This window comes from Variovorax sp. OK605 (assembly GCF_900115445.1).
Classification (GTDB): Bacteria; Pseudomonadota; Gammaproteobacteria; order Burkholderiales; family Burkholderiaceae_C; genus Variovorax.
This window is the reverse complement of record NZ_FOWL01000001.1, coordinates 40188-52877: the sequence shown is the minus strand read 5'-3', so window position 1 is coordinate 52877 and position 12690 is coordinate 40188. Positions and strand designations below refer to the sequence as shown.

Sequence of the window (12690 nt, the reverse complement as noted above, 5' to 3'; positions counted from 1 at the left end):
CTTAGCGCACCACAGCCACGCGCGGTGCCGGCGGCGGTACCGGCCGCACGACCGGATGGCTGCGGTCGTCGCCCTGCGTGACGACGATGTCGACCCGGCGGTTCTTCGCGCGTCCGCTGGCCGTCGCGCTGTCGGCAATCGGCGCCGTGTCGCCGCGGCCCTCGGTGCGGATGCGCGAGGCCACCACGCCTCGGCCCTGCAGCACGGCGGCCACCGCGGCAGCGCGCTTCTCGCTCAGCACCTGGTTGTCGGGAAACTCGCGGGTCTTGATGGGCCGGTTGTCCGAGTGACCGGTGACCTGCACGGAACCCGAGACCTGGTTGATCTCATCGGCCACCTTGGCCAGGACCGGCAGGATCTTCGCGTTCATCCGCGCCTGGCCCGGCACGAACATGTCGTCGCCCTTGAAGGTGACCGCGCTGCGACGGTCGTCTTCGTCCACGCTGACGGTGCCGTGCGCAATCTCGGGCGCCAGCAGCTCCTTCAGCCGCAGCAGCTTGATCGGCGGTGCTGGCGGCGCCGGCGGTGGCCGCATCCGGCCGATGGCCGCGATGCGCTCTTCCACGTCGGCGCTGAGGTGAAGAAGCTGGTACTTGTACCAGGCAAAGAGGCCGAAGAGGATCAACGTGAGCAGCGATGCACTCACCCATACCGGTACGCTGCGCAGCAAGCGAAACCTGCCCGCGCCGACGCCCTTCCAATGCGGGGAAAGGTCTTGTGGCACATCGCCACGCGCGGTTCCCAGCAGGTTGAAGAGCCGGTGACGCACCGTCTCCAGTTGGCGGCGCCCGTTGGCAGCGGTGCTGAAACGTCCTTCGAAGCCAAGTCCGAGGATCTGGTACATCAGTTCGAGCAGGTCGATGTGCTCCTGCGGGCTCGCGGCCAGGCGCCCGACGAGCAGGAAGAACTTGTCGCCCCCCTTGGTGTCGCCATGAAACTTCGCGGCCAATTGCTGGCCGGCCCAGACACCGGCCTCGCCGGCCTTGCCTCCGCCCCACTCTGTGCTGTTGGCCGCTTCGTCCAACGCCGTGCACAGCGAGTAGCTCGCGGCGACGGCATGTTCATGCCTGAGGTGCGCGCTGCTGCAGATCGACTGGAAGCTCGCCACCTCGCGCTCCAGTAGCCGATGGATGGCCGTCAGCCCTTCCTCACCGAGCGTCGCCGGCATGTCGGCCAGCGCGCGCAACAGGGGCTGCGCGGCCTCCAGCAAGGGGTTCTGCGCGGCCACGACTGCGGCAAGACGATCTTGCGTTGCGGCCTCGGGGGCGAGCGCCGGGCCTTCGGCCAAGCTGCGGACCACGGCCGTGCCGTCCAGCGGATCGCCGTGCGGCTCACGCCTGCCAGCGCCTTCGAATGCGTCGTCTGGTTCTTCTTTGTAGGGCATGGCGCGTCGGAAAAAATGAGGGGGCCAGTCAGGATGAAAGGAAGCGGGGCCGGTCAGGCCTCGCACTCGGAACCGTCGTTGACGATCTGTTCGAAGCTGCTGTTGCGGATATGGCTGGTCTTCATGCGGCCGTCGACCATCCGCCACACCCCCGTGCCTTGCGAGTGGTCGATGACCACCGTTGCGGCGAGCGGCGCGCCCCGGCTGCGCTGGCGGCCGATGGCGAAGGTCATGTTGTCGAACTGGCAGCTCTCCATCGTGAGCCGCGTGCCGGCCACGAGCACGTCGCCGCTCCCGGTGCAGTTGCGAAACACCACCTCGCCCGTGCAGCCGATGCCTTCGAACTCCGCGGGAGCAGATCCGCCGCCCGAGAAGGTGCAGCCGTCGAACACCACGCCGCTGCTTCCGTCGCGGCCGCAGAAGACCGACCGGCCGACCGATCGGCACTGGCTGAAGCTCACCTTTTGCATCACACCGAAGTCGTGGTTCGGCGCCAGGAACTGGCAGTCGACGAAAGTGCAGTCGGTCATCGACGCCAACCTAACATTGCCGTCGCCCGCGAAGTCGCAGCCGGTGAATGTGAGGTTGCGCCAGACCACGCCCACGAAGGCGCCCGGCGTCATGTCGGCGCCGGCGATGGTCATGGCCGCCGCGCTGCTGTCGAGCAGGCGGATGTATTCCTTCTGGAGACTGGTGATGGGCGTGGTCATGGGTTGCTCCGGCGTGTCACTTCTCTCGAACGCCCCAGAGCTCCAGGCGCAAGCCCGGAAACTCTCCCGCCACGTGAAGCGCCAGGCCGCCATGCCTGGCCATGTGCTCCCACAGCGGGCCTCGCGGGTCGATCTGAAAATAGACGAAGCCCGCGTTGAACGGGATCTGTCGAGGCGGCACCGGCAGTGCCTGCAGCGGGATGCCCGGCAGGTGCGAGCGGATGAGTTCGGCGAGGCGGTCACTGGGGCCGACCTTGCAGCACGCCGGAAACTGGCTGGCCAATTGGTCGGGCGGTGTGTGCGCCGCCACCGCGAACACCAGGCTCGAGAAGCCCTGCAGCTCCGACGGGTCGACACTCGCGACGCGAACGCCGTTGGCGCGGTCGGCCAGCGGAATGCTCTGCGCGCTGCGCACCAGCACGTCGTTGAGCAAGGCCTGGACGTCACCCATCAGTTCCCTGAAGGACAGGTAAGGGTCGATGTGCTGGTAGGCCGGATGCGCCCGGGGGCGGCGCGTGCTTGCGCGCACGAAGGTGGCAAGCTCTCCGCTCAGGGTCCGCAGCGCGGTGTAGATGGATTCGGGCGAGGTCTCGCGCACCCGCAGCCAATGCTCGAACAACGGTTCGTAGCGGTTGAGTATCTGGAGCAGCAGGAAGTCGGACACCTCCGCCGCTTCACTCGACTTGCCGTCGTTGCCGCTGAGCCGGGCCGCCAGCGACTGTGCCCGCAGCCGGCACAGGCCATGGAGGTTCGTGAGCCAGTCCGCCAACAACGGGCTCGCGCCATAGCCGGCGACGGGCGGAATGAGGTTCGGATCGATCGCGATGCTGCCGTCTGAGCGCAGGACCGTGACCTTGGCGAGCGGCAGCCCGATCCATGCATCGGTCAACTCGCGTTGCGGCAGCAGCCGCACACGCAGCCGCGAGAGCTGCACTGTCTTGGGCCCCTGACCGACGGAGTTGGCGTCCCGCAGTTCGGTGTCGAACACCGAGAACCGCGCCAACGATGCGGTGGACTTGGCCGGGTCGTCGAAGGAGGTTTCCTCGCCGTTCGGCGTGCGAATGGGCACGGCGAGATAGATGATCTGCTCGAGATGCTCGGGCAGGATGGTGAGCGGCGCAGGTGGCGGGGTCTGTCCCGGCGCGTCGAACGGCGTGCCGTCGGAGAAGATGCCGGCCGCGCTGCCAAGCACGAGCTTGCCGAGCGACAGCGACTCCGCATCGATGCCGTAGTGCGTGAACCCCCAGTAGAAGGGACCCAGCGACGCAGCCCGCTTGTGCGCCATGTGCTCGAGGTAGCGCTCCTGCTGTTGAAACAGCTGCGGACGCAGGAAGAGCCCCTCGCTCCAGGCGACTTTGTTGTACCAGCTCATGAGATCGATCGTTGATGTTGTGCTGCGAGCCAGGCGGGCTCATTGGATGGGGGTGAGCTGGATGCCCTTGGGCTGCAGGTCGACCTGCAGCCGGACCTTGTTGGCCGGCACGACCGATCGATACCAGGCCGCCTCGGGCGCGGGATCGATCTTCAGCACCGCGCGCCAATCGGCTTGCGCCAGGTCGCGATAGCCTGCGATGACGCCAATGGCGCCGATGTCGGGATGCGACTTGCGCTTGAGCGTCTTGGCATCACCGGGACGCAGGATGAATTCGTCGCGGACGAGCAGGTCCGCCGCGATCACGGCCTTGTCGTTGGCATTCAGCGAGAAGTAGTCGGCCTGCTCGAAGGTGCCTTCGGACTTCAGTTCGTACACGCGCACGAGGATCGGCGACGCCCTGCCCTTGTCGTCCGGATTGACGCCGGCGTCCGCCGCGAGGGTGATCTCCAGCCTGGTCTGTTCCCGGGGATAGGAGAACTGCGCGTGCGCGGGCGATGCGACGCCCAGCACGGCTGCCATGGGCGCGGTGGCAATGAACAGGCGTGCGACGAGAAGCCAGCGGAGGCCGGACACATTGAGGACCATGGTGGGCAGATGAAGGAGTCGAGGCTGTTCGCCGAAAAACCCGGCTTCGGAGCGCGCGATAGGTCAAGACACACCGCGTGCCCCGAAGCCGGAAACCCCTGGAAAGAGCCAGGGACCGAGCGAACGGCTCAGGACTCCTTGTTGCCCTTGATGTCGTAGCCGGCGGTCACGGCACCGCCGCTGCCGCCTTGCGCGTTCTGCACGGCGTATTCCTGCTTGATCTTCGAGAACGAAAGGCGCACGCGCTCCTTGACGCGCATCTCGTCGGCGTTCGAACCGAAGGGCTGGATGGCGGTGATGATCACGTCGCTGAACGTGAACTTGAGGTACTCGAGCGGATTGCCGCCGGCCTTGCGAACGGTGAGCTTCGCTTCCTGCACATGCTTGCCGGTCAGGCAGTACTTCATGAGATTCGGGCTCGACCGGTCCACGTAGTGGTCGAATTCCAGGTCTTCCACGGTGGCCTTGCCGGCGCCACCGCCAGAGCCGGCGTGCATGGTGGACTCCTGGAAGGCCTTCCAGTTGAAGGCCAGCACCTCGATCTCGTTCTTGTGGTCGGCGTCCTGCGACTCGCCTTCGATGCCGTTGATCTTCAGAAAAATGTCTTGCGCCATGAAAACTCCCTGAGCTTGTGATGTGTGATGTGACAGTGACGGAGGTTCAAGCGCTCTTGGCGGCGCCCTGAACTGTTTGGAGGGCGGCGTCTGCGCGCCACTTCATCGAACGCTTGGCCGCAACGCGATCTGGCTGCGCGATCAGGCCGCCTCCTTGAGCGACGGCAGCTTGGCCACGAGCCGCAGCGAGACGGTCAGGCCTTCGAGCTGGAAGTGCGGCCGCAGGAAGAACTTGGCGCTGTAGTAGCCGGGGTTGCCCTCGACGTCTTCGACCACGACCTCCGCCGCGGCGAGCGGCCTGCGGGCCTTGGTCTCCTGCGACGAGTTGGCGGGATCGGCATCGACGTAATGCATGATCCATTCGTTGAGCCAGCGCTGCATGTCCTCGCGCTCCTTGAACGAGCCGATCTTGTCGCGCACGATGCACTTGAGGTAATGCGCGAAACGCGTGCTGGCAAACAGGTAAGGCAGCCGGGCCGACAGGTTGGCATTGGCCGTTGCGTCGGGGTCCATGTACTCCTGCGGCTTCTGTACCGACTGCGCGCCGATGAAAGCAGCGTGGTCGGTGTTCTTGCGGTGCACCAGCGGGATCAGCCCGGCCTTGGCAAGCTCGGCTTCGCGGCGGTCGGAGATGGCGATTTCGGTCGGGCACTTCATGTCGAAGCCGCCGTCGTCCGTGGGAAAGGTATGGCAAGGCAGGTTCTCGACGGTGCCGCCCGACTCCACGCCGCGGATCATGGTGCACCAGCCATAGAGCTTGAAGCTGCGGTTGATGTTGACGGCCATGGCATAGGCCGCGTTGCTCCACACGTAGTTGCGATGGTCGGCGCCTTCGGTTTCTTCCTCGAAGTCGAACTCGTCGACCGGATTGGTCTTCGCCCCGTAGGGCAAGCGCGAGAGAAAGCGCGGCATCGCGAGGCCGACATAGCGCGAATCTTCCGTGTTGCGCAGGGAGTTCCAGGGCGCGTGTTCGAGGTTCGAGGTGATCTTGGCGAGGTCACGGGGATTCGCCAGCTCCTGCCACGATTCCATGCCCAGCAGCGACGGGGCAGAGCCCGCGATGAAGGGCGCATGCGACGCCGCGGAAATGCGCGCGAGGGCACCGAGCAACTCGACGTCGGGCGGCGTGTGGTCGAAGTAGTAGTCGGCCACGAGGCAGCCGTAGGGCTCGCCGCCGAGCTGGCCGTATTCCTCCTCGTAGATGCGCTTGAAGATGGGACTCTGGTCCCACGCGATGCCCTTGTGGCGGCGCAACGTGCGGCGGACTTCGTCTTTCGACACGTCCATGAAACGGATCTTGAGCTTCTCGTCTGTCTCGGTGTTGTAGACCAGGTGATGCAAGCCGCGCCAGGCCGACTCGACCTTCTGGAAGTCGTCCTTGTGCAGCACGAGGTTGATCTGCTCGGACAGCTTGCGATCGATCTCGGCAATGATGGCTTCGATGCTGCTGTACGCGTCGTCCGTCATCGTCGCCGTGTTGACGAGCGCCTGTTCGGCCAACGTGCGCACGGCGGCCTCGACGGCGTCGCGTGCCTCTTCGGTCTTGGGCTTGAACTCGCGGTCGAGCAAGGACGCGAAATCGGAAGGGTCGGCGTACTGCGCCGTCTCGGGTGCGTGGCGCACGGGTTCGATGGTGATGCTCATGGGGTTTCCGTCCGTGAAGTTCAGGACGCCGATTCGGCAGTCGATTCGGCAGTCGACTCGTCGTTGCTCGCCGGTGCGCGAGGCTTGGGCGCCTGCGCCAGCGACTTCATGAGCGCCGGATCCTGCAAAAGCTTGTTGACGAGACCTTCGGCGCCCGCCTTGCCGTCCATGTAGGTCTGGAGATTGGCGAGCTGGGTGCGTGCCTCGAGCAACCGGCTGAGCGGCTCGACCTTGCGCGCCACGGCAGCCGGCGAGAAGTCTTCGATGCTCTCGAAGGTGATGTCGACCATGAGCTGGCCTTCACCTGTGAGCGTGTTGGGCACCGCGAACGCCACGCGAGGCTGGATGGCCTTCATGCGTTCGTCGAAATTGTCGATGTCGATCTCCAGGAACTTGCGCTCTGTGACCGGCGGCAGCGCTTCGACAGGCTTGCCGGAAAGATCGGTCAGCACCCCCATGACGAAGGGCAGCTCGATCTTCTTCTCGGAACCGTAGATTTCCACGTCGTACTCGATCTGCACGCGCGGTGCCCGGTTGCGGGCGATGAACTTCTGACTGCTGTTGTTGTTGGCCATGAAAACTCCCTGCTGAAAAAGACGGAACGAGAAATGGACGCGGGCGCTGGACCGAGCGCGACGCACCGGAAAAATCAGGCGTACTCGGTGTGGCAGACGATGGCGCCCCCTCCTTGCAAATCGTGGCCAGGGCCATGGCGAGCTTCGATGTCGACGGACATCCGGACGATGGTTCGCCGCCGATGCAGCGCGTCGAGCCACTCCCTGGAAAGAAGTGGCAGCAGCTTCTGCTCGATGAAGCCGATCAGCCGGCGGGCGCCGGTTTCATGGGTGCCGCAGCGCTCGATGACTTCATGCACGACCGCGGGCGTGTACACGAGCTCGATACCGTGCTGCTCGTTCATGCGATCGACGACGCGCTCCAGGTGCAGCGAGACGATGTCGCCCAACGCCTCGGCGCCCAGAGGCAGATAGGGCACGACCGACAGACGCCCCAGGAAGGCGGCCGGAAAGACGGTGCGCAAGATCGGCTGCAGCTCGTCGCGCAAGAGCTCGACGCCAGGCAACGGCGAGACACCTTCGCAGAGACTCGCAATGCGCTCGGCGCCGGTGTTGCTCGTCAGCAGGATCGTGGTGTTCCTGAAATCGATGTGCCGCCCCTCGCCGTCTTCCATCCAGCCCTTGTCGAACACTTGATAGAAGATCTCGTGCACGTCAGGGTGCGCTTTCTCGACCTCGTCGAGAAGGATCACGCTGTACGGCCTGCGCCGCACGGCTTCGGTCAAGACGCCGCCTTCACCGAACCCGACATAGCCCGGCGGCGACCCCTTCAGGGTCGACACGGTGTGCGCCTCCTGGAACTCGCTCATGTTGATGGTGATGAGGTTCTGCTCTCCGCCATACATGGCTTCCGCGAGGGCGAGCGCCGTTTCTGTCTTTCCCACGCCGGAGGGGCCTGCGAGCAGGAACACGCCCACCGGCTTGTTCGGATCGGAAAGCCGGGCACGCGCGATCTGTACGCGCTCTGCAATGGCGGCAAGTGCATGGCCCTGGCCGATCACTCGCTGATCGAGCCGGCCTTGAAGACCGAAGACTGCCGCCACTTCGTCCTTGACCATGCGGCCGACGGGAATACCGGTCCAGTCGGCCACGATGGCGGCAACCACGGACTCGTCGACTTGCGCAAATACCAAGGAAGCATCCTGTTGGCGCGAGAGCAGCTCGTGCTCGAGGGCGATCAGCTGCGCCGGGAGCGGCTTGCTCCCGGCGCAGCCCGCCTCTTCTTCGCGGCCTCCCTCACCCCTTCGCAATGCATGAATCTCTTGAACGGAAGCCAGCTCGTCGTGCCACCTCGCCTCCTGCAGGACCAGTTCGTCGACGGCGGCCGACAGCTTGGCCTTGGCCGCTTCGACAGCGCCCGAGCGGACCTCGCTGCCTTGCGCCACCAGACGCTCCCGTGCCAACAAGTCGAGTTCGATTCGCAGGGCCGCGATCTGCGCGCGCAACCGTTCGACCACCGCTGGCGGCGTGTGCAGCGACATCGCCACGCGCGCGCATGCGGTGTCGAGCAGGCTGATCGCCTTGTCCGGCAGTTGCCGCGCGGGGATGTAGCGATGTGAGAGCGTGACCGCCGCGCGCACGGCCTCGTCGAGGACAGTGACGCCATGGTGAGCGGCAAAGGTGGCGACGAGTCCGCGCACCATCTCGATGGCGGCAGCCTCTTCGGGTTCGGCCACCTGCAGCGTCTGGAAGCGCCGGGTCAGCGCGGGGTCCTTCTCGATGTGGCGCTTGTACTCGCTCCAGGTGGTGGCGCCCACCGTGCGCAGCGTGCCGCGTGCCAACGCCGGCTTGAGCAGGTTGGCCGCATCGCCGGTACCGGCCTGGCCACCGGCGCCGATCAAGGTGTGGACCTCGTCGATGAAGAGGATCACCGGCTGCACAGACTTGCCCGCTTCGTCGAGCAACGACTTCAAGCGCGACTCGAACTCACCCCGCATGCTTGCACCAGCCAGCAGCGCACCGACGTCGAGGCTCAGGAGACGCGCATCGCGCAGCGCGGGAGGCACTTCGCCGCCGGCGATGGCCAGGGCCAATCCTTCCACCACCGCGGTCTTCCCTACGCCAGCCTCACCGGTCAACAGCGGGTTGTTCTGTCGACGACGCAAGAGGATGTCGACCATCGTGCGGATTTCATGCACACGACCGATGACTGGATCAATCTGTCCGGCCCGAGCGCGCTCGGTCAGGTCGGTGCAGTAACGCGCCAGTGCCGACTTGCCATCCGGCGAGCCCGGGAGGGCTCCGCTCGCTTCGCCCGGCACTGCGGACGGGAGGCCTGAACCGTCGTGGGGGCCGTCTCCATCTTCAAGGGAGCCAGCGACAATGCCGGTCGCCGCCTCGACCAAGCCGTCGACGGGAATGCGTTGAAACGCCGCAGAGATGCCAAGCAGCGTGCGACGCAATTCTGGCGTCTGCAACAGCGCGGCGATCAACCACGCGCCGCGGATGCAGCGGTCGCCGAATTCGAGGCTGGCCAACACCCAGGCGCGTTCGATGGCGGTCTCGATGTGGTGCGAAAAGTCGACCAGCGATGTTGCACCTGCGGGCAGCGCCGACAAGGCGTACGCCATGTCCCTCTCCACCGCCTGCGCATCGATCTTGTAGTGACGGCAGATGCGATGCAGGTCACTGTCGTTGAGTTGCCAGAGTTGATGGATCCAGTGCGTCAGCTCGACATGCGGGTTGCCTCGAAGCCGGGCGAAGGCGGTCGCGGACTCGATGCCGCGAAACAGCGTGAGGTTGAGCTTGCCGAACAAGGCCCGGCGCGCGATCGTCATTGGGCGAATCCGCGCACGTGGAGCGACGCTGCCGACCCGATGGGCTTGCAAGCCGAGCCCGAGGCCACTTCACTTCTTTTCGCCTGCTTCTTGTTCACTTTGCCCTCCCATGCTTTCTGGAATGGGCGCGATTCTGGACGGCTTCCCCTGGGGCACGCCAAGCACAATTTCAGCCAATAGTTACCTGGTAAAAGCAGGCCATTGATCTGTGCAGTTTGTCTATTTTGGGCAGCTCGACATATCTCTAAAGTATTAGTTCTTTCTCGCCAGAGCAAATCTCCGGGCAAATAAAAAGCCCTTGAATTCCTTCCAGGAAGCTCAAGGGCTCGGGGGCTTGGTGTCTTTGGACACCAGCAAAGGCGAAAGCAATTACATGTTGTCGATCATCACTTTTAAAACCTCCTGAAACCTCCAGTACGAAACACCCAGCGCCCCAACGAAGAAAGCCCATGGCCCTTTTCATGGCCCCATTTTTCAGTCATGCTGGTTCTTTGTCACAAAAAAAGTAACATTCGATCTGTCGGCCGGGCGGCGATGATTCCGAGGACTGAACAGCTCGGACACCGCGGCAGTCCTGGACCAGGCAGCGACAGCAGAGAGGAAACCGCAAGTGCTTTATGAATTTTTTTACGTCTTAGCGCTCTCTAGGCGAACGCAGATCATTCTGCTCGTCGGCTTATTTTTCTTCGCGGGGCTCATGATTGGAGGCGCGTACGCAAGCTCTCATTTCGAGCTCAAAAGTATCCCGGGACCGCTCGCTGAAGTGATTCGCGACAAACTGCTTCACAGGTACGAAAAGGCGGCATGGGCAGTACTTGGTATGTCTATCTTGGCCGCTGTAAAGTTTTATCGCAAGGATCGCAAGCGGCTCGGCTTTTAACTACGGAGCATCGCGTGGACTGGAATGATGAAGAACTGGCTGCCGCTGTGGACGCGTACCAAGCGATGGCTCGAATGGAAGTAGCTCGCAAACCCTACAACAAGAAAAAAATCTACCGCGAGCTAGCCGCCCAATTTGGCAGATCACCAGGGGCCTTCGATTACCGGATGCAAAACATTTCGGCCGTATTGAAAGAACTCAATCAATATTGGATTCCCGGGCTGAAGCCTGCTGAAAACGTCGGCGCAAATATGAAACCGCGCCTCGTTGCACTACTTCAAAAGTCAAAACGCCGCCCCCGAAAGGCCGTTGTTGGAGCCGCGTATAAGGAAAAGCTCGGCCCTATGCGCCAGTGGCTGATAGAAGTTGCTCGTGTTGAGGCAACCGTGACCTATGGTCAGATGATGAGCGCGTTTGGCATCGATCGTTTCAGCCTTCGCCACGCGATGGACTACCTGGGGCATCAAGCCGACAACTGGGGCGAGCCTATCCTCACCGCACTGATCGTCGGGACGACGTCGCAGCGGTGTTCGACAGGCTTCGCAAAGGAATTCGAAATTGAAGACGACGCAGCCGAACGAGCTCGACTTTATGCCTACTGGACTCAGGCGGACGTACCGCGCTTCGTCGAACCCACCACGGGCATCGAGAGTCTAGAAGCAAAAGCTGCCCAGTTCGTAAGCGCCCAAGCGCGCCCCGAGCAAGCTGCATTCAGATATCGAGTTTTCATTGCCTGCGATGGCAAATGCGTGGTGAGTGGTTGCAGTATCCCGCGCGCGCTTGATGCCGCGCATCTACAGGGGCGCGATTGGCGTCTAGGCCAAAACCAGGCGCAAGACGGCATCTTGTTGCGAAAGGATATCCATGCGCTATATGACGCCGGAGAGCTGACGATTTCAGACGACGGCGACATCCACTTTTCGGTAGCTGCACTCCAACATTACAGCCAGTTTTCTTTAATCAAAATTTCGAAGCGTCTTTAGGCTGTTCAGACAGCTGTTGCCACATCTGTTTTGGACCAGAGGGTCGAAGGTTCGAATCCTTTCGCCCCGACCAAAAAATCGTAATGCGGACAGTCACTTAGGTGGTTGTCCGCATTTTCGCTTCTGGGCCCGTTGTCTAACGGATGGCGAAGTGTCTAACGGCCGACTCTTTCCAGCGTGTCGCTTAGACGGCTGCAGACCACTTCATCGAGTGGTTCAAAACGCCCAACGTGCCCGGATCAGCATCGATTCTGAGCAGGACTGAGCTGCCGCAGCCTCAGCCTGCAACTGGCCCCGCGTCGAAGAGTTCAAACGGCGGCACCTTCAGCATGGTCCGCGCTTCCTCGACCGTGCACGTCAGCCAACGGTCGAAGTCGTGAGCTTCAAGCGGGATCACGGAGCGCTTGTCCTGCTGTTCGAGCGGCAATGGCAGCTTTGTGACCTTGTCGACTTCGGGCTTGTGCATCCGGCCCATCAGCGGGTGCCCGTCAGCATTCATGGTGAGCATCGTGTAGCTGTCCCAGACCTCGCCCGTCTGCAGATCAGTCCAGGTGTTCCACAGGCCGGCCAAGCCCCAGGGCGCGCCGTCCGCGCGCTTGAAGCGCCACCACACGTTCTTGCCGGTCTCCCAGTTCGGTTCGTCGTAGCTAGCCGCAGGAATGATGCAGCGCTTGCCGCGCGCCCAAGCGTCCTTGTACGTCGGCGACTTCTCCATGCCCTCGGTGCGGGCGTTGACGGTGCTCAACCGCTTGCCCTTTTCCTCGCCCTTCTTGGGCTTCGTCTCGGGGATGTGCGACGCCGACCACGGCGGGATCATTCCCCACTGCCCGACCACCAACTCGCGCGCGAAATCCACTTCGTCCACCCGCCGGATGAAGCTGGCCAGCGACAGCGGGAAGACCTTCAGCAGGTTCTCCCAATCCTTGCGGTCATTGGTCTTGCGGTCGATCTTCCAGAAGTTCTCGATCTCGAGGTCCTCGGGGGAGATGTAGCGGGTGCACATGCGTTCATCCTCTCAGGCCGTCTCGCCAGTTGACCATCCGTCGCAGCTCACGGGCGCCGGCCTCGAAGGACTCCATGCAGCACCCAGTAAAAGTGACCGGGCTCCTGTTCGTCCACCGTCAGGGCGATCTGGCGCAGGTGATCCATGGGCACATTCTGAT

The 12690-nt window shown here is 63.4% G+C and carries 10 protein-coding genes; 1 reads left to right on the top strand and 9 read right to left on the bottom strand.

What is annotated here, in order from left to right; translation table 11 throughout:
- Window position 1: 1 nt before the first annotated feature.
- The 8 genes from tssL to tssH all read right to left on the bottom strand — a co-directional run bounded on the left by tssL (window position 2) and on the right by tssH (window position 9664).
- Window positions 2-1384 (bottom strand): type VI secretion system protein TssL, long form, encoded by a 1383-nt coding sequence (gene tssL / locus BM013_RS00330; protein WP_093121413.1) that lies wholly within the window; start codon window positions 1382-1384, stop codon window positions 2-4.
- A 53-nt stretch (window positions 1385-1437) separates the two neighbouring features.
- A complete protein-coding gene (locus BM013_RS00325; protein WP_093121411.1) occupies window positions 1438-2094 on the bottom strand; it encodes a hypothetical protein in 657 nt (218 codons plus the stop codon).
- A gap of 16 nt (window positions 2095-2110) precedes the next feature.
- Window positions 2111-3466 (bottom strand): type VI secretion system baseplate subunit TssK, encoded by a 1356-nt coding sequence (gene tssK / locus BM013_RS00320; RefSeq protein WP_093121410.1) that lies wholly within the window; start codon window positions 3464-3466, stop codon window positions 2111-2113.
- Window positions 3467-3505: 39 nt separating this feature from the next.
- Window positions 3506-4054, bottom strand: coding sequence for a type VI secretion system lipoprotein TssJ (gene tssJ / locus BM013_RS00315; RefSeq protein ID WP_093121408.1), 549 nt, complete (start codon window positions 4052-4054; stop codon window positions 3506-3508).
- A gap of 128 nt (window positions 4055-4182) precedes the next feature.
- On the bottom strand, window positions 4183-4668 hold the full coding sequence (locus BM013_RS00310) for an Hcp family type VI secretion system effector (protein WP_093121407.1): 486 nt from the start codon (window positions 4666-4668) through the stop codon (window positions 4183-4185).
- Window positions 4669-4809: 141 nt separating this feature from the next.
- A complete protein-coding gene (tssC, locus tag BM013_RS00305) occupies window positions 4810-6312 on the bottom strand; it encodes a type VI secretion system contractile sheath large subunit (protein ID WP_093121406.1) in 1503 nt (500 codons plus the stop codon).
- Between the two features lie 20 nt (window positions 6313-6332).
- Window positions 6333-6887, bottom strand: coding sequence for a type VI secretion system contractile sheath small subunit (gene tssB / locus BM013_RS00300; protein ID WP_093121402.1), 555 nt, complete (start codon window positions 6885-6887; stop codon window positions 6333-6335).
- Window positions 6888-6961: 74 nt separating this feature from the next.
- Complete coding sequence (gene tssH, locus BM013_RS00295) at window positions 6962-9664, bottom strand: type VI secretion system ATPase TssH (protein WP_093121400.1); 2703 nt, start codon at window positions 9662-9664, stop codon at window positions 6962-6964.
- Between the two features lie 894 nt (window positions 9665-10558).
- Here tssH and BM013_RS00285 point away from each other — a divergent pair.
- Window positions 10559-11527: an HNH endonuclease signature motif containing protein gene (locus BM013_RS00285; RefSeq protein ID WP_143098218.1), complete on the top strand. Its 969-nt coding sequence runs from the start codon at window positions 10559-10561 to the stop codon at window positions 11525-11527.
- A gap of 277 nt (window positions 11528-11804) precedes the next feature.
- On the opposite strand, the gene BM013_RS00280 is transcribed toward BM013_RS00285, so the two are convergent.
- The gene (locus BM013_RS00280; protein WP_093121391.1) at window positions 11805-12530 is read right to left on the bottom strand and encodes an SOS response-associated peptidase; all 726 of its coding nucleotides are present in this window, start codon (window positions 12528-12530) and stop codon (window positions 11805-11807) included.
- Between the last annotated feature and the right edge of the window lie 160 nt (window positions 12531-12690).

Excerpts from the sequence above, each read along its gene's own strand:
- tssL (WP_093121413.1), bottom strand. The coding sequence starts at position 1,384 with ATGCCCTACAAAGAAGAACCAGACGACGCATTCGAAGGCGCTGGCAGG.
- BM013_RS00325 (WP_093121411.1), bottom strand. The coding sequence starts at position 2,094 with ATGACCACGCCCATCACCAGTCTCCAGAAGGAATACATCCGCCTGCTC.
- tssK (WP_093121410.1), bottom strand. The coding sequence starts at position 3,466 with ATGAGCTGGTACAACAAAGTCGCCTGGAGCGAGGGGCTCTTCCTGCGT.
- tssJ (WP_093121408.1), bottom strand. The coding sequence starts at position 4,054 with ATGGTCCTCAATGTGTCCGGCCTCCGCTGGCTTCTCGTCGCACGCCTG.
- BM013_RS00310 (WP_093121407.1), bottom strand. The coding sequence starts at position 4,668 with ATGGCGCAAGACATTTTTCTGAAGATCAACGGCATCGAAGGCGAGTCG.
- tssC (WP_093121406.1), bottom strand. The coding sequence starts at position 6,312 with ATGAGCATCACCATCGAACCCGTGCGCCACGCACCCGAGACGGCGCAG.
- tssB (WP_093121402.1), bottom strand. The coding sequence starts at position 6,887 with ATGGCCAACAACAACAGCAGTCAGAAGTTCATCGCCCGCAACCGGGCA.
- tssH (WP_093121400.1), bottom strand. The coding sequence starts at position 9,664 with ATGACGATCGCGCGCCGGGCCTTGTTCGGCAAGCTCAACCTCACGCTG.
- BM013_RS00280 (WP_093121391.1), bottom strand. The coding sequence starts at position 12,530 with ATGTGCACCCGCTACATCTCCCCCGAGGACCTCGAGATCGAGAACTTC.